Below are 22,864 nucleotides of genomic sequence, written 5' to 3'. Positions count from 1 at the left end.
GATTAGATGTCCAGGACCTGCGGCTGCTGAGCGGCGTGCGGATGATTCGGGCCGGCGTAAACCTTGAGCTTGCGATACATGTCGCGGCCCAGCGGGCCCTTCGGCAGCATGCCCTTCACGGCGGTCTCGATGACGCGTTCCGGATGGCGCTCCAGCGCCTGCGCCAGCGTCTCGGTCTTCAGGTTGCCGATGTAGCCGGTGAAGCGGTGGTACTTCTTGTCAGCCAGCTTGTTGCCGGTGACGTGGATCTTCTCGGCATTGATCACGACGAGGTAGTCGCCGGTGTCAACGTGAGGGGTATAGACGGGCTTGTGCTTGCCGCGGAGACGGCGGGCCAGCTCGGTGGACAGGCGACCCAGGGTCTTGCCTGCTGCGTCGACGACGTACCAGTCACGCTGGACGGTCTCGGACTTGGCGGTAAAGGTGCTCATGTAACTCTCGTGTGTCTGGTCGGGCGGATTCCGCGGTTTCCCGGGCGGAACTTTGCCACGCGTTGTGAAGGGTGGAGCGCGAGGGGCGGTATTGTACGGATCGACCCTCCCCCATGCAAGCCGCCCAACCTGCGGCGGACGGGCGAGGCCGGTACAGGCACAATAGCGCCATGAACACGCGGACCTTTTCCCCCCTGGACCGCTGGCTGGTGGAAGCCCAGCGCGGCCTGGACACCGTCTTCGGCAACCCGCCGGCCCAGAGGGCCAATCCCGCCGGCGATACGCCGGACGTCGCCCTGGACGAGGCCGAACAGCGCCATGCCGCCGGGCTGATGCGGATCAACCATGTGGGCGAGGTCTGCGCCCAAGGGCTCTATTTCGGCCAGGCCGCGGTCGCCCGCGATCCTGAGACCCGGGCCCATCTGCTCGATGCCGCCCAGGAAGAGACCGATCACCTGGCCTGGTGCGCGGACCGCCTGCGGGAGCTGGACAGCCGCCCCAGCCTGTTCAACCCCCTTTGGTACGCCGGCAGCTACGCCCTGGGCGCGCTGGCCGGTTTGCGGGGCGACGGCTGGAGCCTGGGCTTCGTGGTCGAGACCGAGCATCAGGTGGAGGCCCACCTGGACGAACACCTGGAAACCCTGCCGCCCGCCGACCTGCGCAGCCGCGAGATCCTGACGGTGATGAAAGCCGACGAAGCCCGCCATGCCGAGCATGCCCAGCATGCCGGTGCTCGGGTGCTCCCGGCCCCGATCCCGACCCTGATGGCCGGCGCCTCGAAGCTGATGAAGGCCGTGGCCTATCGCCTCTGAGGCGCCGCCCAGGCTTACGAAGCCAGCTTCAGGCCGATGATGCCGGCCACGATCAGGCCGATGCAGACCAGCCGCGCCGCCGTGGCAGGCTCCTGGAACAGCCACATGCCCACACAGGCAGTCCCGACGGCACCGATGCCGACCCAGATCGCATAGCCCGTTCCCAGCGGAATGTGCTTCAGGGCTGCCGCCAGCAGCCAAAAGCTGGCCGCCGCGGCCACAGCCGTGACCACGCTGGGTACGAGGCGGGTGAAACCCTCGGAATACTTCAGGCCGACCGCCCACACGATTTCCAGCACGCCCGCCAACACCAGATATACCCACGCCATACGCCTTCTCCTCAGGTTTATGCCCGGGCCACAACGCAAAAGCGGCCCGGAACTCACGTTCCGGACCGCCGTCGGTCCTGGTGCGCGGCCTGCGCCGCGGGCGGTTCGTCCCGCCTGTTTGAACCCACCTTACCCCGGGTCACCCCAACGGGGTGTAACCCGCGGCCCTGTCACTCGGACAGGTTGCGCCCGTGGTACAGCTCTTCGATCTCCCGCTTCAGGCGCGCCTCGATCTTCATGCGCTCCTTGAACGACAGGTTCTTGGCCTTCTCCTCGAACAGGTAGTTGTCGAGGTCGAACTCCTTCAGGTGCATCTTCGTGTGGAAGATGTTTTCCTGATAGACGTTCACGTCGAGCATCTCGTAGCGCGACTTGATGTTCTTGGCCAGGAAGTCCTGGATCGAATTGATCTTGTGGTCGATGTAGTGCTTCTTGCCCTTCACGTCGCGGGTGAAGCCACGGACCCGGTAATCCATGATGACGATGTCGGATTCCAGGCTTTCGATCAGGTAATTCAGGGCTTTCAGCGGCGAGATGACGCCGCAGGTCGCCACGTCGATATCCGCGCGGAACGTCGCGATGCCGTTGTCCGGATGGGTTTCCGGATACGTGTGCACCGTGATGTGCGACTTGTCCATGTGCGCCACCACCGCGTCGGAGATGATCTCCTTGCCCGCATCCTTCTTGTCGATCACCGGCTCCTCGGAGATGAGGATGGTCACCGAGGCGCCCTGGGGATCGTAGTCCTGGCGGGCCACGTTCAGGATGTTGGCGCCGATGATCTCCGCCACGTCCGTCAGGATCTGGGTCAGGCGGTCGGCGTTGTATTCCTCGTCGATGTACTCGATGTACCGGCGGCGCTCATCCTCGGACGAGGCGTAGCACACGTCGTAGATGTTGAAGCTCAGCGCCTTGGTCAGGTTGTTGAAGCCTTGCAGCCGCAGGCGAGGCAGGGGTTTTACCACGGCGGTGGTCCCTCTTGGGGGGTATCGGATGGGGCGCAAATTATGCGCCATAAGGGGTGACAGCGAAATGTCCGTCGCCACCCGTCGGCCGGCCGCCGCGGGACTGGCCCAGCCCTTGCATGGCCTGCGTTTGCCGTCGGCTACGTATTCGGACTAAGCTTCCGGAATTACAAGCCGCGACCACCATGAGCCCAGGCATCCCCCTTTCAGCCCCCGCTCGCCCCGCCGCCAGCCCCCTGACGCCGGACAACGCCACGCTTGAGCGTTTCCTCGCCCATAGCCATCGGCGACGCTACCCGGCCCGCGCCGACGTGTTCCGCCCGGGAGACCCGGCCGGCACCTTGTATTACGTGGTCAGCGGCTCGGTCAGCATCATTACCGAGGAAGACGACGACCGCGAACTGGTCCTCGGCTACTTCGGCAGCGGTGAATTCGTCGGCGAGATGGGCCTGTTCATCGAGTCCGACCGCCGGGAAGTGATCCTGCGGACCCGGACCCAGTGCGAACTGGCGGAGATCAGCTACGAGCGCCTGCATCAGCTGTTCCTGGGCACGCTCTCGGCCGATGCCCCCAAGCTGCTGTACGCCATCGGCGCCCAGTTGTCCCGGCGCCTGCTGGACACCAGTCGCAAGGCCAGCCGTCTGGCGTTCCTTGACGTGACCGACCGCATCGTCCGCACCCTGCACGACCTCGCCCGCGAACCGGAGGCCATGAGCCATCCGCAAGGCACCCAGCTGCGCGTCTCCCGCCAGGAGCTCGCGCGCCTGGTCGGCTGCTCGCGCGAGATGGCCGGTCGCGTGCTGAAGAAGCTGCAGGCTGACGGCTCGCTGCATGCCAGGGGCAAGACCGTCGTCCTGTACGGCACCCGCTGATCTTCATGGGCCGGGCCGGTCCTCCTCTGCGACCGGCCGCGCCTCCCAACGCGCTTCCACCTCTCGACATCCGTCCCGCCATGCCAGGGGACGCAGATGATGTCGCCCACCTGCTCGCAGAGCTCGGTTATCCCTGTTCCACGCGAGAAGCGGCTGAGCGCATCCATGCTGTGGATGCCGATCGCCAGCAGGTGCTGCTGCTCGCCCGGCGTGACGGCGCGCGATGCGGCCTCGTCGGCCTGCACTTCCTCTATTACGTTCCGTTGGGCGCGCTCATCTGCCGGATCACCGCGCTGGTCGTCGCCACCGAAGCGCGAGGCAGCGGGCTCGGCCGCCAGTTGCTGGAGGAAGCCTACCGCCGTGCACGCAGCGCGGACTGCGTGCGACTCGAACTGACCACCGCCCTGCATCGCACCGAGGCTCACGCGTTCTACCGCGCCTGCGGTTTTGCCGAAAGCTCGCTTCGCTTCACCCGCGCACTCGGCGGAGCCTGATCGACAACGCAGGGTATCCTTCGGGGATGCGATGCCGGATCCCCCACCGGCAGGAATCCGTGGATGGAGTTTGGCAGCGAGTTCTTCTGGTTCATCCTCATCGGCCTCGGCGCGCAGTTGGTCGATGGCGCGCTGGGTATGGCCTTCGGCCTGATCTGCTCGTCGATCCTGCTCAGCATGGGGCTTCCCCCGGCGGCCGTCAGCGCCAGCGTGCATGCGGCGGAAGTCGTCACCACCGGCGTGTCCGGCGCATCGCACGCCTACTTCCGCAACATCGACAAACGCCTGTTCTGGCGCCTGACGATCTCGGGGTCCATCGGCGGAGCACTCGGTGCCTACGTACTCACCCGCCTGCCGGGCGATGCCATCCGGCCCTTCGTCTACCTGTATCTGCTGGCGCTGGCGATCCTGATCCTCGTCCGTTCGTTCGGCCGTTGGATGCCACGCGAGGAGGTCAAGCGCGTACCGGTGCTGGGATTCTTCGCCGGCCTGCTGGACGCCACGGGTGGCGGCGGATGGGGCCCGCTCGCCACGTCCACCCTGCTCGCCCGTGGCGGACAGGCACGCACTACGATAGGTACGGTCAGTGCGTCGGAATTCGTCATCACGCTGGTGGTATCGCTGACATTCCTTTTGACGATCGGCTTGGACCACCTTGAGATCGTGCTCGGCCTGCTAGTCGGCGGCGCCATCGCCGCACCGTTCGCCGCCTGGTTCGTACGCCACGTGTCCGAGCGAATCGTCTTGAAGGTCGTGGGCGTGCTGGTTCTGTCGATCAGCCTGTATCAGATCGGTCGCGCGTGGTTCTTCTAGGCATTCGCGACTGGCATCCCTAGCGGACATGCGGGTCGGCCCTTGAACCGACCCGCACCCATCGCAACTGCTCAGCGGGAAGGAGCCGCCTGATCGCGTTGCGGCGCAGCCTGCTGGTCCACCACGGACTGTTCCTTCTGCCAGCTCTGACCGGCCGGTGTCTTGACGTAATCGTCCAGCACCTGACGCATGGCGCGGTCATCGCCACTTTGCAATGCAGAGAACATGCGGTCCGCGAACGAACGCTGCGATGCTGCTTCCACAGGAGCGACATCGCGCGTGTCACGCACGGAGATCGCCATCGCCTCACGCGACCGCTCGCCATACACGCCATCAACCTTGAGCCCGCGATCCGCTTGGAACGCCCGCAGCGCATGCTCCGTCTGGGGACCGAATCTGCCGCTCGATGTCTCCAGAGACTGACCGTCGGCGCCGCGGTAGCCCAGTTGGTTGAGCTGCTGCTGCAGCTCCCGCACCGACGCCCCGGAGCCTCCGTCACGCAGCACCTCGGGCGATGCGGATCGTGCGGGCACGGCGGCATCCCGGTTTGCACCGCGCAAATATGGCAACGGGTCGACCTGGCGACCGTCCCGCCACAGCTCGAAATGCAGATGCGTGTCGCCTTGCGCTGGCGTATTGCCTGAGCGCCCCATGGTGCCGACCTGCTGCCCGGCTTCCACGCGCTGGCCGTTTCGGACGCTGAACTCGCCCAGATGGAAGTACTTGCTAAGAGAGCCGTCATCATGCCGGATATGAACTGTGTTGCCCGCCGCACCATTGTTCGGGCGCACCACGACTGTGCCGCCTGCAACTGCGACAATGGGATCGCCGGTATCGCCTTGGATGTCGATACCGCCATGACGCCGGCCACCGCTACGCGGCGTACCGAACTCGCCCCGACCCTCGCGCGGCTTGTCGGCCTCATTGATGTCGCGATTACCCGGCGTCGGCCAGGTCAGTCCGCCTTCGCGCCGCTGCGCTTCCGTGGGCTGGGCACGGCGCTCCTGCTCAGGCAACGCCAGTTGCTGCGCGATGGTCGCGCGCGTGCGCGCATCGGCATTGCCCGTGGCTTCCAGTTGGTTCGCCACCTGGAAGGCACGCACCGCTTCCTGCGTCTTGCCGCCATAGATGCCAGAACGCGTTTCCAGTTCCGCACCCTGGCCATCGCGGAAACCGAGCTGGTTCAACGAGGTCTGCAGCCCGCGCACTTCCTCGCCTCGTTCGCCATTAAGCAGCACTCCATCGGCCAGCGGCGACGTGCGCTCACGGGCTGCCGCATCGGGCTGGCCCGCCTGTATGCCGCGATCGGGAATGCTGATGGCGGCATACTTGGTATTCCAGTACTCGCTCCGGAAAGGGCGTGGGAATAGTGATTCCTAATCTGCTCGATTATCGCGAGTCCGCCGTGGTGCTGGATATCAAGCAGGAAAACTTCGACCTTACGTCGGGCTGGAGGCAGTCGATCGGGCACGAGGTCTACCTGTTCAATCCTTTCGCGGAAGATCGCAGGACGCACCGCTGGAATCCGATGACGTATGTTTCGAGCGATCCCGCGTTCCGCGTATCCGACCTGCAAAGCATCGCAGCAATGCTTTATCCCGATGGCGATGACAAGGACAAATTCTGGGTCAGTCAGGCGCGCAATGCCTTCCTTGCGTTTTCGCTTTACGTCTTCGAGCGGCATGGGCACGATCATGCGGTGGAGAGACCAACACTGGGCGCTATTCTGCGCGTCGCATCGGGCGACGGGGGCGAGTTGAAGCCCTACCTCCAGAAGCTCATTGAAGCGCCGTTCCTCAGCGCGCAGACACGCACGGCGTTCGCGGGACTTCTGTCCCAGGCCGACGTGACGTTCGCTTCGATCATCGGTTCCTTCCGCGAGCCACTGAATCCATGGCTCAATCCGGTCCTGGACGCCGCCACCAGTGCGGACGACTTCCGTCTTGACGACGTACGTCGACGTCGCATGACGATCTATGTCGGCATCCAGCCGAACAAGCTCGCCGAAAGCCGGTTGATCGTGAACCTGTTCTTCAGCCAGCTCATCAACGTCAACACCAAGACGCTGCCGCAGAACGACGCGTCGCTGAAGCATCAGTGCCTGCTGCTGATGGATGAGTTCACCGCGATCGGTCGCGTGGACATCATCTCGAAGTCCGTTGCGTACATGGCGGGATATAACCTGAGGCTGCTGCCGATCATCCAGTCGATGGCGCAGCTGGACGCGGTGTACGGAAAGGAGCTGTCGCGCACCATCATTACCAACCATGCGTTGCAGATCATCTACGCACCCCGCGAGCAGCAGGATGCCAATGATTACTCCGAAATGCTGGGCTACACCACCATCCGGCGGCGCTCCCGGACGCGGTCGCATGGCCAGGGGAAGAATGTCTCCGACAACGAGGTGCTGGAGAAGCGGGCGCTGATGCTTCCCCAGGAGCTCAAGGCCATGGGACCCAAGAAAGAGATCGTCCTGTACGAGGGCCTGGCGCATCCCATCTTGTGTAGCAAGATCCGGTATTTCGAGGACGCGTACTTCACCCGCCGCTTGCTGCCCAAGGCACACGTCGAGCCGCTGCGGATATAGCGCACGCGGCGCCTGCCGGACGTCGGGGCATCCGGGTTAGAATCCGCCGGAATCGACCCACCATGCCCGGGAGTTCCTTCCATGCAGTGCCCCAAGTGCCATAGCCTGATGGAACTGATCGTGGAGCCGGAGGCCACCGCGCATCGGTGCACGCAATGCAAGGGATTGTGGTTCGAGATGATGGCGCACGAGACGCTCAAGCATCGTGCCGAAGAGATCGATACCGGCGACCCGGCACAGGGCGAGGAATGCAACAAGGTCGACCGGATCAAGTGCCCGGTCTGCATCGGCAATCGGGACCTGATCCGCATGGTCGATCCGCAGCAGCCGCATATCTGGTTCGAGAGCTGCAAGAACTGCTACGGGCGCTTCTACGATGCGGGCGAATACCAGGATTTCGCGGAAATCGAGTTCGCCGACCTGATCCGGGACTGGAACGCGCCCGAACGCACCTGAGATCAGGGAGCTCCCGCGCCGCCCCGCTCCTTGCATCCCCAGTTGAGGATCGGCGTGCCAGGTGGTAGCACGCGCTTGAACATGTCCACGCGTGCCGGCTTCGGGTTGACGACGACGGGGGCACGTGCCGCCTTGAGCAGCGGCAGGTCGGCGCTGCTGTCCGAGTAGGCCACGGCGATCTCGCCGTAGCCGCGCTCGCGCAGCATCCGCATCTTTTCTTCGTTGTGGCAGTGGCGCGTGGCCACCACCGCGCCAAGGCGTGGCCCCACTGCCGTACCGATCACGGGTACGTCTTCGTGGGCGACGAAGCTGAGGATGGCGCGCGCCAGTTCAGGCGGCGCGCCGGTGGCCACGACCACGCGATCACCGGCGGCACGATGCTCGCGGAAAACCTCGAGCGCGTGCGGCAGCAGGCGCTGTTGCACTTCCTGGCGGTGCGTATCCACGTACTGGTCGATCAGGGCATCGAAGCTGCGACGTCCGTGCAGGCCGAACGTACCGATCCAGATATAGCCGGAAATGCCGCGTCGCCGCGTGGGCAGGAACGCCACCATCGGCCCCAGCACGATCGATGCGGCGATGGCCACCACCGCGCGCAGCGGATTGCGCCTAATCAGCCAGGCCACCAGGTGGCCGCCGGAATCACCGTCGTACAACGTGTGGTCGAAATCGAAGACCACGACCGGGGCGTCTGGGCGAGGCGTGGGATAAGGCGTGTCCGTCATGCTGCGAAGAATAGCTGACGCAGCGCCTCGCCGGGTTCTTCCGCCCGCATGAAGGTTTCGCCGACCAGGAATGCGTTGACGCCCGCGGCGCGCATCTTCGCCACGTCATCCGGCACCACGATGCCGCTTTCGGTGACCAGCAGGCGGTCTTTCGGCACGGCGTCCTTCATCGCCAGCGTCGTGTCCAGCGTTACGTCGAACGTGCGCAGGTTGCGGTTGTTGATGCCCACCAGCGGCACCGGCACCTGCAGCGCCCGCTCGAGTTCGTCGATGTCGTGCACCTCGACCAGCACATCCATGCCCAGCTGCAACGCCAGGCCGGACAGATCGACCAGCTGGCCGTCGTCCAGCGCGGAGACGATCAGCAGGATGCAGTCCGCGCCCAGCACGCGCGCTTCGTACACCTGGTAGGGATCGACCGTGAAATCCTTGCGCAGCACCGGTAACGTGCATGCATCGCGGGCCTGGCGCAGGTAGTCGTCGGCGCCCTGGAAGAAATCGACATCCGTCAGCACCGACAAGCAGGCCGCTCCGCCGAACTCGTAGCTGACCGCGATGTCCGCCGGGCGGAAATCCGGGCGGATAACGCCCTTGGACGGGCTGGCCTTCTTCACCTCGGCGATCACCGCCGGGTCACCCTGCGCGATCATCGCGTTGAGCGCGTCGGCGAAGCCGCGCGTCGGCGGCGCATCGTCGGCGCGCGCGCGCAGGTCGGCCAGCGATACGCGGGCGCTGCGCTCGGCGATCTCGTCCGCCTTGCGGGCGAGGATGGTGGTCAGGATGTCGCTCATGCAGTCCTCAGGCGGGCACCCGCCTGTGCGGGGCCCCTATTTTCGCACTATCCGTGCCGCTCGGTCGTCGCGCGGTCCCAGCCGTAGGCGCGTTCGACCTTGGCGACCCGGAGTTCGAAATGGTCGTACCAGTCCCGTCGGCCCTGCTCGCGCGCGGCCGTGTGCTCGGCATGCTGGCGCCAGGCGAGGATCGCCGCCTCGCTCTCCCAGTACGCCACGGTGATGCCGAAGCCGTCCGCGCCGCGGGTCGATTCCATCCCGAGGAAGCCCGGCTGCTGTTGCGCCAGTTCGACCATGCGCTCGGCCATGGCGCCGTAGCCGGCGTCATCCTGGCTGTTGCGCTGCGAGGAGAAGATCACCGCGTAGTACGGCGGCTTGGGCAGGCTGGCGAATCCGCTGGCGGCCATGTCAGTGCGTTTCCTGTTTTCCCAGGGCCTGGGTGGTGGCGATGAAATGCTGGAGGCGCTCCAGCGCCTTGCCGCTGGCGATGGCCTCGCGCGACGCGGCGATGCCGGCCTCGATGCTGTCCGCTACACCAGCGACATACAGCGCCGCGCCGGCGTTCAACACGACGATCTCGCGCGCCGGGCCGGGCCGGTTGTCCAGCACACCCAACAGCATGGCCTTCGACTCCGCGGCATCTCCCACGCGCAGGTTGCGGCTGGCGGCCATGGCGATGCCGAAATCTTCCGGATGCAACTCGTACTCGCGCACCTGTCCATCGCGCAGTTCGCCAACCAGCGTCCCGGCGCCGAGCGACAGCTCGTCCATGCCGTCGCGGCCCCAGACCACCAGCGCGCGCTCGGCGCCGAGTTCCTGCAGCACGCGCGCCTGGATGCCGACGAGGTCCGGGTGGAACACGCCCATCAGGATGCTCGGGGCACCCGCCGGATTGGTCAGCGGGCCCAGGATGTTGAAGATGGTGCGCACGCCCATCTCGCGACGGACGGGCGCAACGACCTTCATCGCCGGGTGGTGGATGGGCGCGAACATGAAGCCGATGCCGGACTGCACGATGGACTGTGCGACCTGATCGGGCTGCAACTCGATGTTGACGCCCAGCGCTTCCAGCACGTCGGCGCTGCCCGATTTCGACGACACGCTACGGTTGCCGTGCTTGGCGATCTTCGCGCCGGCAGCGGACGCCACGAACATCGAGCACGTGGAGATGTTGAACGTATGCGAGCCGTCGCCCCCGGTGCCGACGATGTCGACCAGATGCGTGCGGTCGGGCACCTCCACGGTACGCGAGAACTCGCGCATGACGGTGGCCGCGCCGGCAATTTCGCCGACAGTTTCCTTCTTCACGCGCAGGCCGGTCAGGATCGCCGCACTCATCGTCGGCGACACATCGCCACGCATGATCTGCCGCATCAGGTCGACCATTTCGTCGTGGAAGATCTCGCGATGTTCGATCGTGCGCTGCAACGCTTCTTGCGGGGTCAGTGGCATGTGGGCTCCGTAGGGTGGGCCCTGGCCCACCGGCGTGGCGATGGCGGGCCAAGGCCCGCCCTACGTCATCGTTCGAGGAAATTCTTCAACAGCGCGTGGCCGTGCTCGGTGAGGATGGATTCGGGATGGAACTGCACGCCTTCCACCGGGAACTCGCGATGGCGCAGCCCCATGATCTCCTCGAAGCTGCCGTCCTCGTTCTCGGTCCAGGCGGTCACCTCCAGCGCGTCCGGCAAACTGCTGCGCTCTACGACCAGCGAGTGGTAGCGCGTGGCCTCGTAGGCATCGGGCAAGCCGGCGAAGACACCCTTGCCCTCATGGCGGATGCGTGAGGTCTTTCCGTGCATGATGCGGCCCGCCCGGATGACGTTGCCGCCGTACGCCTGACCCAGGCTCTGGTGGCCCAGGCAGACGCCGAGGATCGGCGTATTGGCGCCCAGCCGCTCGATGATTTCCAGCGAAACGCCCGCTTCGTTCGGCGTGCACGGGCCGGGCGATATCACGATGCGCTCGGGCGCGAGCTTCGCGATCTCATCCACCGTCATCGCATCGTTGCGCACCACCTTCACCTCGGCACCCAGCGACTGCAGGTACTGCACGAGGTTGTAGGTGAAGCTGTCGTAGTTGTCGATCATCAGCAGCATGGGTCAATCCGCAAGCAGGAATACGGCGTAGATTTTGTCGGTGAAGGTAACGTAGCCCGTCTGGAACGACTCGAGATTCGCCCGCTTCATCCGGGATCCCGTTACCTGGACCTTGTCGAGCGTGTACCCGTCCGTCTCTTGGAATCGGCCCCATTCATAGGTCGAAGGCCAACTGCCCTCGCGGACCCCATACTGGAACTGCGGCGCCACGTCTGAAACGCTGTACAGTCCACCCAACCTCGCGCCGTAGGCCTTTGCGATGGTTTCCGCTTTTTCTCGCGATGATTCAATGGCTTTCTCGCGAAGCGCCCTGCGAAGTTCGGCTTCGTCCGCTAATTCGGTGTCCACGCTTGAGACATTCAACTCCTTCGACGTCCTCAGGTCGGCCAAGAACGTCTTGAGCGACGCCTGGCTGTCAAATCGAGCGACAACGGTGCGCTTGACGCCCGTTCCCACAAATACCTGCTCACTCTTCCTGTCGTCGTAGCGCTCTCGCGTGCCCATTTCCATCGACGTGGCCACGATCTCGCCATCCGCGACGCCTGCGGCTTTCAGCTTTCCGAGGACCTGTTGCACGTTCTCCTCGACTCGTCGGCGCGCAGCGTCCGCGTTCATGTCGATGGCCTCGAAATTCACGGATATCTTGAAGCGATCCGGAATCGCGCGCGCTTGCGCTTCGCCGTACACCAGAATATGGCGCGTCGGGGGGAGCGCATTGACCTGGGCCGCCAGGTCGGAGGACAGGGCCAACGCAAGCACAAACAGAAGGTAGCGCAGCTTCATGGGATCTCTCCGGTTCAAGGACTTCCCTGTTGAACGCCCCACCATCGACTGCGGGGTTCCAGATGCGGTCATCGGTCTTGGTCCTCCGCCAACACATGCGCCAGGACGGCCGTGAACGCTTCGATGTCGGACTCCGGCGTTGCCCACGATGCCATCAGTCGGATCACCGTGGTGCCATCGCTGCGCCGCTCCCAGGTTTCGAACTCCACGTACTGTCCGAGACGCTCAACCACCGCGTCCGGCAGTATCGGGAACACCTGGTTGCTGGGCGAATCCACCGCCAGCGGCACGCCGGCCTGCTGCAGGATCTCCCGCAGGCGCGCCGCCATGGCATTCGCGTGCGTCGCCAGCACGAAATACAGGCCGTCTTCGAACAAGGCTTCGAACTGCGCGCCGACCACCATGCCCTTGGCGAGCATCGCGCCGCGCTGCTTGATGACGTGACGGAAATCGGTGCGCAGCGCGGGGCTCACGATGACCAGCGCCTCACCGAGCAAGGCACCGTTCTTGGTGCCGCCGATGTAGAAGGCATCGGCCTCGGTCGACAGCAGCGCCAGGTCGACATCGTTGCCGGGCGTCGTGAGTGCCGAGGCGAGGCGTGCACCATCGACGTAGAGCAAAAGGTCGCGATCGCGGCATAACGCGCCGAGTGCCTGCAGTTCCGCGGCGCTGTACTGCGTGCCCCACTCGGTGGTATTGGAAATGTAGACCAACCGCGGCTTCACCATGTGCTCGCTGCCATGACCATCCAGACAGGGCTGGATCAGATCGGGGCTCAGCTTGCCGTCCACGGTGGCGATGGTCAGCACCTTGTGGCCGCCGGCCTCGATCGCGCCGGTTTCGTGCGTGGCGATATGGCCGCTGGCCGGTGCGATCACCGCTTCGTGCGGGCGCAGGAAGGCGGCCAACGCGACGAGATTGGTCTGGGTGCCGCCGGCGAGGAAATGGATGTCGGCATCACGACCAAGGCGGTCGCGGATCAGTGCGGCGGCGCGAACGCTGTGAACATCCAGCCCGTAGCCGCGGTTGATCTCGGCACTCGCCACGGCCAGCGCCTGCAGCAGGCGCGGGTGTGCTCCCTCGCTGTAGTCGTTGCGCAGGCTGATCCTGGCGTTGTCGGTCGCGATCTCCATCACAACCCCTTGGCTGCTTCCGCGACGGCGCGGAACAGCGCGCGCCCCTTGTTCATCGTCTCGTCCCATTCCTTCTCGGGATCGGAGTCGTAGACGATGCCGGCACCAGCCTGCACGTGCAGGCGGCCATCCTTGATGACGGCGGTGCGGATGGCGATGGCGGTATCGGCATCACCGTGCCAGCCGATATAGCCGATGCTGCCGGCGTAGACGTTGCGCTTGATCGGCTCCAGTTCGCGGATGACTTCCAGCGCGCGGATCTTCGGCGCACCGCTGACCGTGCCGGCGGGAAACGTCGCGCGCAGCACGTCCGCGTAACTCAGGCCGGGCAAGAGTTTTCCGGTGACTTCGCTGACGATGTGCATGACGTGGCTGTAGCGCTCGATGACGAACTGTTCGCCCACCTGCACCGTGCCGGCTTCCGACACGCGACCGGTGTCGTTGCGGCCCAGGTCGATCAGCATCAGGTGCTCTGCTCGCTCCTTCGGGTCGGCGAGCAATTCGGCTTCCAGCGCGATGTCTTCGTCGTGGGTCTTGCCGCGCGGGCGCGTGCCCGCGATCGGGCGCACGGTGACTTCGCCCTGCTCCAGGCGCACCAGGATCTCGGGCGACGAGCCCACCACCTGCACATCGCCGACGTCGAGGAAGTACATGTACGGTGAGGGATTCAGCGCGCGCAGCGCGCGGTAGACATCCACCGGACGTGCATTGAACGGCACGCTCAGCCGTTGGCTCAGCACCACCTGGAAGATGTCGCCGGCACGGATGTATTCCTTCGACTGCTCCACCGCGGCGATGAAACCGTCATGGGTGAAGCCGGAAACGAAGTGGCTCTCGTCCAGCACGTCGCGGGTGATCGGCGTGGGATACGAACCCGGCTGGCGCAACTTGGTGGTCAGCGCATCCAGCCGCGCCTGCGCACCTTCCCATGCATCGGCTTCGCGCGGGTCGGCATGCACGATCAGATAGAGGCGACCCTTGAGGTTGTCGAAGACGGCAACTTCTTCCGACAGCATCAACAGGATGTCGGGCGTGCCGAGTTCGTCCGGCTTGTCGCCCGTGGCCAAGCGCGGCTCGATGTAGCCGATGCACTCGAAACCGAACCAGCCGACCAGGCCGCCCGTGAACCCGGGCAGGCCCGGCAGGCGCGGCACCGAATGCGCCGCCCGCAGCGCTTCGACTTCGGCGAAGGGATCGTCCACGTCGCGCGACTCCACCAACTGGCCGTGGTCGCGGATCTCCACGCGATGGCCATGGAAAGTGACCACGCGGCGCACCGGCAGGCCGATGATGGAATAGCGGCCGAAACGCTCGCCGCCTTCCACCGATTCGAACAGGTAGGTATGCGGCGCGTCGGCGAGTTTCAGGTAGACCGAAAGCGGCGTGTCCAGGTCGGACAGCACTTCACGGACAACAGGGATGCGGGTGTGGCCTTCAGCAGCGAACTGCTGGAACTGGTCGTGCGAGATCAAGCGGGCTTTCCTTCCGGGACGCGGTGGCAGGGCGGGCGACGGCTACGGGCCACCATCGCCAGCTGCGGCGTGCGGAAAGTTTGGAAAGCGGGCGCGTGGGGTGGGACACGGCCCTACTCTACCCGATGCCCGACCCCACCGGCCAGCTGGCCAGCGCTCACCCCCGCAGCGGGCAGTCGGCCGGCAGGTGCATGCGGACCCGGCCCGGCACGCAGTCCACGCGGAACCGCCGCGAGCGCACCGGCTCGCCATCCAGGTTGAGCGTCATCGGCGCGTCGGCACTCAGTTCCACCCAGGTCAGCCGGGCACGTTCGGCGACGCGATCCAGCGCCGCATGCTTGCCGTCCTTGACCAGCGTGCCGACGGTGGCGGCGACTTCGCCCGAGAGTTCCGGGACGATGGTCAGGTCGAGCCGGCCGTCATCGACCAGCGCGTCCGGGCACAGCGCCTGTCCTCCACCGGCCTGTCGTCCGTTGCCAAGGCCGAGCGCGATGAAGTCGCCCTGCCAGGCGAAGTCCGGGCCTTCGACGCGCGCGGCCACGGGCTCGATGCGGCCCAGCTTGGCGATGCCGGTGATCAGATAGGCCAGGCCACCCAGCATTTTCTTCAGTCCTTCGTCTGTCTCGACGGTCACCTCCGTGCCGAACCCGCCACTGGCCAGGTTCGCGCACCAATGGATGCCGTCGTCGGCGTCGATGCGCAGCAGGTCGAGCGGCACGGCCGCCGCGTCGCGGACCAACGCCAATGCCGCCAGTGGCTCGTCGGGAATCCCGGCGGCGGTGGCGAAATCATTCGCCGTGCCCATCGGCACCAGTCCCAGCGAAGGCAACGCGTCGGCGCGCTCGTCGCGATGCGCCAGCGTGGTGGCGACTTCGCTCAAGGTGCCATCGCCGCCGGCGGCGATCACCGTATCCACACCATCGGCGATGGCTTCGGCGACATAACGCTCAGCATCGCCGTTTTCCCAGGTGACGCGCACATCAAGGGCGATGCCGGCCTCGCGCATCGCACCCACGGCCTCGCGCAGGGCATCGTCGCCGGCGGATTTTCCATTGAGGATCAGGCGCCAGCGGGGTGCGGTCATGGGGGATTCCTTGGAGGACGCGCGAGCATAGCCGCTCTCCTGTAGGAGCGACGTGAGTCGCGACCGCACGCTACGGCTTGCAGGGAAGCTGCGGACCCAGGAATTTCGGAACTCGGGGTCTACGGTCGCGACTCACGTCGCTCCTACAACGGCAAAGCCGCTGTCACGGCTTCGTCACAGACGCTGCGTAGTGTGGAAGGCCATAGCAGGGACGACGGGCGGAGGCAGGATCAGCCTCCAATTCTTCCGGGGCGGTGGCGAAAGCCATCGCCCTTCTGCTTTTTTCAGGCGCCACGCGCGTCGGCCACGGCCTGACGCATGCGCTCGATCACGTCCTTGTAGTCCGGTGCATTGAAGATCGCCGAGCCGGCGACGAAGGCATCCGCGCCCGCGGCCGCGATCTGGCCGATGTTGTCGGCCTTCACGCCACCGTCGATCTCCAGGCGGATGTCCTTGCCGGTCTTGTCGATCATCGCGCGCACGGCACGCAGCTTGTCCAGCGCCGACGGAATGAAGGCCTGCCCACCGAAGCCCGGGTTCACCGACATCAGCAGCACCAGGTCCAGTTCCGGCAGCACCCAATCCAACACTTCGACCGGCGTACCGGGGTTGAGCACCAGGCCGGCCTTGCAGCCCAGCGACTTGATCAGCTGGATCGTGCGGTGCACGTGCTTCGAGGCTTCCGGGTGGAAGCTGATGATGCTGGCGCCGGCCTCGGCGAAGTCCGGGATGATGCGATCCACCGGCTCCACCATCAGGTGCACGTCGATCGGCGCGGTGACGCCGTGCTTGCGCAGCGCACTGCACACCAGCGGGCCGATGGTCAGGTTGGGCACGTAATGGTTGTCCATCACGTCGAAGTGGACCCAGTCGGCGCCGGCCTTCAGTACGTTGTCGACTTCCTCGCCGAGGCGGGCGAAGTTCGCGGACAGGATGGACGGGGCGATGATGCAGTTCGACATGGAGAGGCTCACTTGCGCTTGCGCTGGGTCTTGATGTGGTCGTAGGCGGCGTTGATCTCGCCGGCCTTCTGTTCGGCCTGGCGGCGCAGGTCTTCCGCCGCGCCGGCCATCTTGTCGGGGTGGTACTGGGAAATCAGCCGGCGGTAGGCCTGGTCGATTTCCGCATCGCTGGCATCGCTGGTCAGGTCGAACACGCGGTACGGGTTGTCGCGACTGAGCTTGAACCAGTCCTCGTCGAAGGCATGGCCGATGATCAGGCCCACCAGGCCGCCCAGCGGATGGCGCATCAGCAGCCACCCGGCCACGAATCCCAGCAGTTTTCCGTACCAGCGCTTCATTCGGCCCGCCTTCTCCGGCAATCGCGCCATTTTACGGCACACACGGGCCCCAAGCGCCGTACACTACGCGGCCCGGTCCGGTACCCGGCCCCGCCACCCGCGGGTAGACGGCCGCCCCGGGGCACGGGCGCACGGCCTGCCGCACGCCCCCACGACGCTGTACCGCCTCGATGGCTTCCGGACTCCCCAAGGAGTGTTTGTGCCCACGACGTTGCTCCAATCCGATCTGCCCGGCCTCACCCTGCGCCATCGCGGCAAGGTCCGCGACGTGTTCGACCTGCCCCGCGACCGCCTGCCCGCCGATGCACCGGCCGGCGACTACTTGTTGATGGTCGCTACCGATCGCCTGAGCGCGTTCGACGTGGTGCTGCCCGACCCCATTCCCGGCAAGGGCGAAATGCTCTGCCAGATCTCCAACTTCTGGTTCGCCAAGACCGCACACCTGATGCCGAACCACCTGACCGGCATCGACGTGGCCAGCGTGCTGCCGGCCGGCGTGGACGCCTCGCTGTACGCCAAGCGTGCGGTGGTGACGAAGAAGCTCAAGCCCGTGCCGGTGGAAGCCATCGCGCGCGGTTACCTGATCGGCAGCGGCTGGAAGGACTACCAGCGCACCGGCAAGGTCAGCGGCATCGAACTGCCCGACGGCCTGCGCCAGGCCGAGAAGCTGGCCGAGCCGATCTTCACCCCCTCGACCAAGGCCGCCGTCGGCGACCACGACGAGAACATCGACTTCGACGCCATGGTGAAGACCGTCGGCGCCGAACTGGCCGAGCGCGTGCGCGACGCCACCCTGCGCATCTACCGCTTCGCCGCCGATTTCGCGGCTGAACGCGGCATCCTGCTGGCCGACACCAAGTTCGAGTTCGGCACGGACGAAGACGGCCGCCTGTACATCATGGACGAGATGCTGACGCCCGACTCCTCGCGCTACTGGCCCGCGGACCAGTACGAAGTCGGCACCAGCCCGCCGAGCTACGACAAGCAGTTCGTGCGCGACTATCTGGAAACGCTGGACTGGAACAAGACCGCGCCCGGCCCGGCGCTGCCGGCCGAGGTCATCGAGCGCACCCGCGCCAAGTACGCGGAAGCGCTGCAGAAGCTCGCCGGCATCATCGTCGACTGATCGACGGCCCTCCCGCCGGACGGCCCGGCACACCCTGCCGGGCTGGGGTATGCTCCATACCCTGCCGCATTGCCATCCTCGGGAGGGATGAATGAACGCGACTGCGCAACGCCCGGTGGACCGCTGGTTCGCCAGCTATTCCGGCGACCACGTCAACGAGACCAACCAGATGATCCATGTGTTCGCCGTGCCGGCGATCCTGTGGACGGTGGTGGCGCTGCTCTGGTGCATCCCGGTGTTCGGCACCTGGGTGAAATCCGGCATGTGGGCGGCGCTGGCGATGTTCGGCGCGTGGATGTACTACTACAAACTCTCGCGTCCGCTGGGCTTCGGCATGCTGGCGATCTTCATCGCGATGGCGTGGCTGACCCGCTGGCTGGAAAGCCTGCTCGGGCTGCAGAACCTGTTCTTCCTCGCGGTGACGGTGTTCGTGGTCGCGTGGATCGCCCAGTTCATCGGCCACAAGATCGAAGGCAAGAAGCCCAGCTTCCTGACCGACCTCACCTACCTGCTGATCGGGCCGGTCTGGGTCCTCAGCAAGTTCTACCGGAAGATGGGCTGGAAGTACTGAGCGGCTAGCGGCCGCCCTCGCCCAGCGCGCGCGCATCGACCTCGAAGGCGAGCGGCGCAAAACCGAAATCGCGGCGCGCCGGCGCCACGTCGAACACCAGGTCCTCGCGCATGCGGGCCACGGCATCATCCGTGAGCCCGCGCATCGCGCCCGTCATCCGCGCGATGCCCAGCACGGCACGAAACACCGGCATAGGCAGCTCCCACAGCCGCACCGGCGGCGACAGCGCCGCCAGCGTGCGCGCCACCATGTCGCGGTACGCGAGCGTTTCGCCACCCGGCAGCGCGTAGGCCTGGCCGTGCGTGGCGGAGGCATCCACGACCGCGAGCGCAGCGTGCGCCAGATCGTCCACGTGCACCGGCTGGCGCTTTCCATCCGCACCACGCGGCAGCATAAAGAAGCCCATGCGCCGGCCCATCGCGGCGATGCGCGCCAGGGTCTGGTCGCGCCCCGCGCCATACACCAGCGTGGGTCGCAGCAGCGTCGCGGCGGCACCGCAGGCGGAGGCGGTAACGAACACCGTGCGCTCCGCGGCCTGCAGTCGCGCGACGATATCGCGCTCGTACGCATCGCCTGAGGCCTGTTTCGTGTCGAGGCTGGTGGAACCGAATGCGACCACGCGCGATGCGATCACGTCGCCACGCGCATACCACTGCGCGAAGCCATCCAGCGGCCCGGTGCTGAAGATGACGTCCACGGACGAGGGCAATCCTGCGATACCGGCGAAGTCGCCCTTCAACCAGACGATCCCGGTAGACGACGGACGTGGATCGCGCGACACCGCGAACACCTGCCATCCCTCGCCCGCCAGCCGCGCCAACAACGCGTCCCCGATCTGGCCGCTGGCGCCGAACACCAGCGCCGTGCGCGTCGGTGTATCAGGCATCCGGGCGGGCGCCATCGTCGACCGCATCGATGGGGCGCGGCGGTTCGCCGCCCGGCATCGGCGGCCGCTCCGCCATGTGCAGCGACAGCGCAGCCTTGGCCATCAGGTGCGCGCTGATCGGCGCGGTGATGAAGAGGAACGCGGTGATCAGCAGCTCGCGCGGCTGCGGATCGGTGCCCGACAGCGCGTGGTAGCCGATCGAGGCGATCAGCACGCAGCCCACGCCCAGCGTGCTGGCCTTGGTCGGTCCGTGCAGGCGCTTGAAGAACTCCGACAGCTTCACCAGGCTGAAAGAACCCACGAGGATGAAGAAGCTGCCCACGGCCAGCAGCAACACCAGCAGGATGGCGAAGACCCAGCTCATTCGACGATGTCCCGGCGCAGCACGTACTTGCTCAGCACCACCGTGCCGACGAAACCGAGCATGGCGATGATCAGTGCCGCTTCGAAGTAGACCGCCGTGCCCAGGTACATGCCGAACAGCATCAGCTGCGCGATCGCCGCCACGAACAGTGTGTCCAGCGCGAGGATGCGGTCGGGCACGCTCGGGCCGCGCACGAGGCGGAACAGCGCCAGCAGCATGGCGATTCCGACGACGTGCATCGCGCCGACGATCGCGTACATCACCAGGGCCTGCGGCGTCATGGGAATATCTCCATCAGCGGCGCTTCGTAGCGCGTCTTGATCTGCCGTATCACTTCGTCGGCGTCGTCCAGGTTCAGCACGTGCACCAGCAGATGGCGCCGGTCATCCGACAACGCCGACGACACCGTGCCCGGCGTCAGCGTGATGATGCTGGTGAGCGCGGCGATGCCGTGGATGTTGGCGATATCCAGCGGCACCCAGATGAATCCCGGATGGATCTTCCGTTCCGGCCCAAGCACCTGCAGGGCGACGGTGATGTTGGCCTGCACGATGTCCAACGCAAGCACGCCCAGCATGCGCGGCACGCTGCGCAACCGGCCGATCCGCGCGAACTCGCGATCGAGGCGCGCCGCGAACGGCGGGATGACCAGCGCCAACACCGTCGCCATCACCACCTGGCCAGCGCTGATCTCATCGTTCATCAGCAACCAGAAGCAGAACACCGTCGCGCTCAACGGCAGCGACGGCAACCAACGCTTGCGCCAGCTCGCGACCATGCTCAGGGCTCCCGCAACGTGGGCATGGCGGCGCGTACCTGCTGTACGTAGTCGCCGGGCGATTGCAATTGCACCGCGGTGGCATGGGTGTAGTCGAGCAGCGGCGAGGCCGCCAGCACCAGCGCCACGCCATAGCCGAGCAGCAGCACGATGGCGGCGGTTTCCAGCGGGCGCGAAGGCGCATGCGCCAGGTCGCCGGCAGGCGTGAAGGCCGCGTGCGTCTCCGCACTGGCGTCCGGCCACGGTTCGGTGCGCCAGAACAGGCGCGTGCCGGCGCGCGCCAGGCCTACCAACATCATGAAGCTGGTGCCCAGCACCAGCAGCCAGACCCAGAAGGTGCGTGGACCCTCCGGTACCGCGCCCAGCAGCAGCAGCTTGCCGATGAAGCCCGACAGCGGCGGCAGGCCCGCCAGCGACACCGCTGCAACCAGGAACAGAAGGCCCGGCACCGTCTTGCCCGGCAGCGCAGCGATGACGTCCTTGCGGTCGCCAGCATGTCCGCGACGACGGCGAATCAGGTCCGCCAGCAGGAACAGCGCGGCGCCGGCGAAGCTGCTGTGCACCAGGTAGTACAAGCCCGCACCGATCGTCCCCGCGGTGTGCAGCGAGAACGCCACGAACAGCGTCGCCGCCGAGCCCAGCACGAGGTACGCCGCCAGCGCGCGCAACCGGTTGGCCGCCAGCACGCCGAGCGAAGCGAGCACCAGCGTGGCGGCGCCAAGTGCGAGCAGCGGGGGCCAGGCGAAACCCGCGAGCGGTCCCGCCGCGCCGAATGTCAGGGTGCCCAGCCGCAGCACCGCGTACAGGCCGACCTTGGTCATGATCGCGAACAGCCCCGCGACCGCGGCCGGTGCGTGGGTGTAGGTCTCCGGCAACCAGAAGTACATCGGCAACAGCGCGGCCTTCGCGCAGAACACGACGAACAACAGGCCCGCCGCCGCCTGCACCAGCGCCACGTCGCCGGCAGGCAACTGCGCCACCCGCACCGACAGCTCGGCCATGTTCAACGACCCCAGCAGGCCGTACAGCAGACCCAGCGCGATCAGGAACAGCGTCGAGGCCGCGATGTTGAAGGTCACGTAGTGCAGGCCCGCACGCATGCGATCGCCGCGGCCACCGCTGAGCATCAGCCCGTACGACGAGATCAGCAGCACTTCGAAGAACACGAACAGGTTGAAGACATCGCCCGTGAGGAAGGCCCCGTTCAAGCCCATCAGCTGGAACTGGAAGAACGCATGGAAGTGCGGTGCGCGCCGATCCCAGCCCGCGCAAGCGTGCAGCAGGCAGGCCGCACCGAGCAGCAGGCCCACCAGCACCATCAGTGCGGACAGGCGATCGACCATCAGCACGATGCCCAGCCGCGCCGGCCAGTCGCCGAGCAGATAGACCTGGACCTCGCCGCTGGCCGCCTGCGCGACCATCGTGCCGGACACGCCCAGCATCGCCGCGACCGACAGCCAGGCCACGATCCGTTGCGGCACCATGCCGAAGCGACGGTGTTCGAAGAACAGCGCGATCGACGCGGCGAACAGCGGGATGAGGATCGGCAGGATGGGCAAGTGGCTCATGCGCCGTCCTCCGCATCGCCGTCGGTCTTCGCGAGCTCGCGCGCCTCGTCATGGCGGCGCTGTTCGGCGGCCTGGAATTCGCGCTCGGCCTTGCGGCCGTCCACGTGGTCGCTGTCGTTGTCGCCGCGGCTGCGGATCGCCAGCACCACGGTGACCGCCGTCATCGCGAAGGCGATCACGATGGCGGTCAGCACCAGCGCCTGCGGCAACGGATCGGTGTAGTTCGCCAGGTCGGTCGGAACGCCGTCGCGGAGGACCGGCGGCTTGCCCGGGACCAGTCGGCCACCGGAAAAGATCAGCAGGTTGGTCGCATACGACAACAGCGTCAGCCCGAGGATGACGTCGAAACTGCGCGCACGCAGCAGCAGGTACACGCCCGCCGCGGTCAGGATGCCGATCGCGCTCGCCATCGCCAGTTCCATTACGGT

28 protein-coding genes and 1 pseudogene are annotated in these 22,864 nt (G+C 66.1%); 8 read left to right on the top strand and 21 right to left on the bottom strand.

The window, feature by feature from the left end:
* Nucleotides 1-2 precede the first annotated feature (2 nt).
* On the bottom strand, nt 3-431 hold the full coding sequence (rplM, locus tag ACSION_RS18160) for a 50S ribosomal protein L13 (RefSeq protein WP_055936916.1): 429 nt from the start codon (nt 429-431) through the stop codon (nt 3-5).
* Nucleotides 432-601: 170 nt separating this feature from the next.
* On the opposite strand from rplM, the gene coq7 reads away from it, so the two are divergent.
* Nucleotides 602-1,243 (top strand): 2-polyprenyl-3-methyl-6-methoxy-1,4-benzoquinone monooxygenase, encoded by a 642-nt coding sequence (gene coq7 / locus ACSION_RS18155; protein ID WP_435307163.1) that lies wholly within the window; start codon nt 602-604, stop codon nt 1,241-1,243.
* A gap of 14 nt (nt 1,244-1,257) precedes the next feature.
* On the opposite strand, the gene sugE is transcribed toward coq7, so the two are convergent.
* Together sugE and speD are read right to left on the bottom strand one after the other, a co-directional pair.
* On the bottom strand, nt 1,258-1,572 hold the full coding sequence (sugE, locus tag ACSION_RS18150; RefSeq protein WP_093487935.1) for a quaternary ammonium compound efflux SMR transporter SugE: 315 nt from the start codon (nt 1,570-1,572) through the stop codon (nt 1,258-1,260).
* Between the two features lie 170 nt (nt 1,573-1,742).
* Nucleotides 1,743-2,537, bottom strand: a complete 795-nt coding sequence (gene speD / locus ACSION_RS18145; protein ID WP_056879496.1) for an adenosylmethionine decarboxylase — start codon at nt 2,535-2,537, stop codon at nt 1,743-1,745.
* A gap of 185 nt (nt 2,538-2,722) precedes the next feature.
* Between speD and crp the strand changes: the two genes are divergently transcribed.
* The 3 genes from crp (at nt 2,723) to ACSION_RS18130 (ending at nt 4,716) form a co-directional block, all read left to right on the top strand.
* Nucleotides 2,723-3,409, top strand: a complete 687-nt coding sequence (crp, locus tag ACSION_RS18140) for a cAMP-activated global transcriptional regulator CRP (RefSeq protein WP_233210926.1) — start codon at nt 2,723-2,725, stop codon at nt 3,407-3,409.
* A gap of 80 nt (nt 3,410-3,489) precedes the next feature.
* On the top strand, nt 3,490-3,903 hold the full coding sequence (locus tag ACSION_RS18135) for a GNAT family N-acetyltransferase (protein ID WP_435307162.1): 414 nt from the start codon (nt 3,490-3,492) through the stop codon (nt 3,901-3,903).
* A gap of 63 nt (nt 3,904-3,966) precedes the next feature.
* Nucleotides 3,967-4,716: a sulfite exporter TauE/SafE family protein gene (locus tag ACSION_RS18130; RefSeq protein WP_435307161.1), complete on the top strand. Its 750-nt coding sequence runs from the start codon at nt 3,967-3,969 to the stop codon at nt 4,714-4,716.
* Between the two features lie 71 nt (nt 4,717-4,787).
* Here ACSION_RS18130 and ACSION_RS18125 read toward each other — a convergent pair whose 3' ends face one another.
* Nucleotides 4,788-5,924: a peptidoglycan-binding protein gene (locus ACSION_RS18125; protein ID WP_435307160.1), complete on the bottom strand. Its 1,137-nt coding sequence runs from the start codon at nt 5,922-5,924 to the stop codon at nt 4,788-4,790.
* 134 nt (nt 5,925-6,058) lie between these two features.
* Between ACSION_RS18125 and ACSION_RS18120 the strand changes: the two are divergent.
* A pseudogene (locus ACSION_RS18120) lies at nt 6,059-7,303 on the top strand (type IV secretory system conjugative DNA transfer family protein); the annotation flags it as partial.
* An 81-nt stretch (nt 7,304-7,384) separates the two neighbouring features.
* The gene (locus tag ACSION_RS18115) at nt 7,385-7,759 is read left to right on the top strand and encodes a zf-TFIIB domain-containing protein (protein ID WP_435307159.1); all 375 of its coding nucleotides are present in this window, start codon (nt 7,385-7,387) and stop codon (nt 7,757-7,759) included.
* Nucleotides 7,760-7,761: 2 nt separating this feature from the next.
* Here the strand turns inward: ACSION_RS18115 and ACSION_RS18110 are convergent, their stop codons facing one another.
* The 11 genes from ACSION_RS18110 to ACSION_RS18060 form a co-directional block, all read right to left on the bottom strand.
* The gene (locus ACSION_RS18110) at nt 7,762-8,484 is read right to left on the bottom strand and encodes an HAD-IB family phosphatase (RefSeq protein WP_435307158.1); all 723 of its coding nucleotides are present in this window, start codon (nt 8,482-8,484) and stop codon (nt 7,762-7,764) included.
* Nucleotides 8,481-9,275, bottom strand: coding sequence for an indole-3-glycerol phosphate synthase TrpC (gene trpC, locus ACSION_RS18105; protein WP_435307157.1), 795 nt, complete (start codon nt 9,273-9,275; stop codon nt 8,481-8,483). Before trpC ends, ACSION_RS18110 begins: the two co-directional genes overlap by 4 nt.
* Before the next feature lie 47 nt (nt 9,276-9,322).
* Nucleotides 9,323-9,682, bottom strand: a complete 360-nt coding sequence (locus ACSION_RS18100) for an antibiotic biosynthesis monooxygenase family protein (RefSeq protein ID WP_435307156.1) — start codon at nt 9,680-9,682, stop codon at nt 9,323-9,325.
* Between the two features lies 1 nt (nt 9,683).
* On the bottom strand, nt 9,684-10,727 hold the full coding sequence (trpD, locus tag ACSION_RS18095; RefSeq protein WP_093487985.1) for an anthranilate phosphoribosyltransferase: 1,044 nt from the start codon (nt 10,725-10,727) through the stop codon (nt 9,684-9,686).
* 65 nt (nt 10,728-10,792) lie between these two features.
* Nucleotides 10,793-11,371 (bottom strand): anthranilate synthase component II, encoded by a 579-nt coding sequence (locus tag ACSION_RS18090; RefSeq protein WP_093487987.1) that lies wholly within the window; start codon nt 11,369-11,371, stop codon nt 10,793-10,795.
* Nucleotides 11,372-11,374: 3 nt separating this feature from the next.
* A complete protein-coding gene (locus ACSION_RS18085; protein ID WP_435307155.1) occupies nt 11,375-12,154 on the bottom strand; it encodes an SIMPL domain-containing protein in 780 nt (259 codons plus the stop codon).
* 68 nt (nt 12,155-12,222) lie between these two features.
* Nucleotides 12,223-13,287, bottom strand: a complete 1,065-nt coding sequence (locus ACSION_RS18080) for a threonine aldolase family protein (protein WP_435307154.1) — start codon at nt 13,285-13,287, stop codon at nt 12,223-12,225.
* Nucleotides 13,287-14,759, bottom strand: coding sequence for an anthranilate synthase component I (gene trpE, locus ACSION_RS18075; RefSeq protein ID WP_435307153.1), 1,473 nt, complete (start codon nt 14,757-14,759; stop codon nt 13,287-13,289). Before trpE ends, ACSION_RS18080 begins: the two co-directional genes overlap by 1 nt.
* A gap of 157 nt (nt 14,760-14,916) precedes the next feature.
* Entirely contained in the window at nt 14,917-15,843 is a 927-nt protein-coding gene (gene yegS, locus ACSION_RS18070; RefSeq protein ID WP_435307152.1) for a lipid kinase YegS, read from the bottom strand.
* A 284-nt stretch (nt 15,844-16,127) separates the two neighbouring features.
* Entirely contained in the window at nt 16,128-16,805 is a 678-nt protein-coding gene (gene rpe, locus ACSION_RS18065) for a ribulose-phosphate 3-epimerase (protein ID WP_435307151.1), read from the bottom strand.
* Between the two features lie 8 nt (nt 16,806-16,813).
* Nucleotides 16,814-17,143, bottom strand: a complete 330-nt coding sequence (locus tag ACSION_RS18060) for a J domain-containing protein (RefSeq protein ID WP_435307150.1) — start codon at nt 17,141-17,143, stop codon at nt 16,814-16,816.
* A gap of 199 nt (nt 17,144-17,342) precedes the next feature.
* On the opposite strand from ACSION_RS18060, the gene ACSION_RS18055 reads away from it, so the two are divergent.
* Together ACSION_RS18055 and ACSION_RS18050 are read left to right on the top strand one after the other, a co-directional pair.
* Nucleotides 17,343-18,269: a phosphoribosylaminoimidazolesuccinocarboxamide synthase gene (locus tag ACSION_RS18055; protein ID WP_435307149.1), complete on the top strand. Its 927-nt coding sequence runs from the start codon at nt 17,343-17,345 to the stop codon at nt 18,267-18,269.
* 91 nt (nt 18,270-18,360) lie between these two features.
* Nucleotides 18,361-18,840, top strand: coding sequence for a DUF962 domain-containing protein (locus tag ACSION_RS18050; RefSeq protein ID WP_435307148.1), 480 nt, complete (start codon nt 18,361-18,363; stop codon nt 18,838-18,840).
* A gap of 4 nt (nt 18,841-18,844) precedes the next feature.
* On the opposite strand, the gene ACSION_RS18045 is transcribed toward ACSION_RS18050, so the two are convergent.
* The 6 genes from ACSION_RS18045 to ACSION_RS18020 are packed head-to-tail and all read right to left on the bottom strand — an operon-like array spanning nt 18,845 to nt 22,858.
* Complete coding sequence (locus tag ACSION_RS18045) at nt 18,845-19,726, bottom strand: SDR family oxidoreductase (protein WP_435307147.1); 882 nt, start codon at nt 19,724-19,726, stop codon at nt 18,845-18,847.
* The gene (locus ACSION_RS18040; RefSeq protein WP_056879441.1) at nt 19,719-20,090 is read right to left on the bottom strand and encodes a Na+/H+ antiporter subunit G; all 372 of its coding nucleotides are present in this window, start codon (nt 20,088-20,090) and stop codon (nt 19,719-19,721) included. The genes ACSION_RS18045 and ACSION_RS18040 overlap by 8 nt, the downstream gene beginning before the upstream one ends.
* Nucleotides 20,087-20,371, bottom strand: a complete 285-nt coding sequence (locus ACSION_RS18035; protein ID WP_093488016.1) for a K+/H+ antiporter subunit F — start codon at nt 20,369-20,371, stop codon at nt 20,087-20,089. Before ACSION_RS18035 ends, ACSION_RS18040 begins: the two co-directional genes overlap by 4 nt.
* Nucleotides 20,368-20,868: a Na+/H+ antiporter subunit E gene (locus ACSION_RS18030; protein ID WP_435307146.1), complete on the bottom strand. Its 501-nt coding sequence runs from the start codon at nt 20,866-20,868 to the stop codon at nt 20,368-20,370. Before ACSION_RS18030 ends, ACSION_RS18035 begins: the two co-directional genes overlap by 4 nt.
* A 2-nt stretch (nt 20,869-20,870) precedes the next feature.
* Nucleotides 20,871-22,436 (bottom strand): monovalent cation/H+ antiporter subunit D, encoded by a 1,566-nt coding sequence (locus ACSION_RS18025; protein ID WP_435307145.1) that lies wholly within the window; start codon nt 22,434-22,436, stop codon nt 20,871-20,873.
* Complete coding sequence (locus ACSION_RS18020; RefSeq protein WP_093488023.1) at nt 22,433-22,858, bottom strand: Na+/H+ antiporter subunit C; 426 nt, start codon at nt 22,856-22,858, stop codon at nt 22,433-22,435. The genes ACSION_RS18025 and ACSION_RS18020 overlap by 4 nt, the downstream gene beginning before the upstream one ends.
* Nucleotides 22,859-22,864: the final 6 nt, after the last annotated feature.

Origin of the sequence: Pseudoxanthomonas sp. LjRoot125, assembly GCF_964252705.1 — a bacterium.
Taxonomy (GTDB): Bacteria; Pseudomonadota; Gammaproteobacteria; order Xanthomonadales; family Xanthomonadaceae; genus Pseudoxanthomonas_A.
Note: the sequence above shows the minus strand (reverse complement) of the source record. Positions and strands in the feature narration are given on the sequence as shown.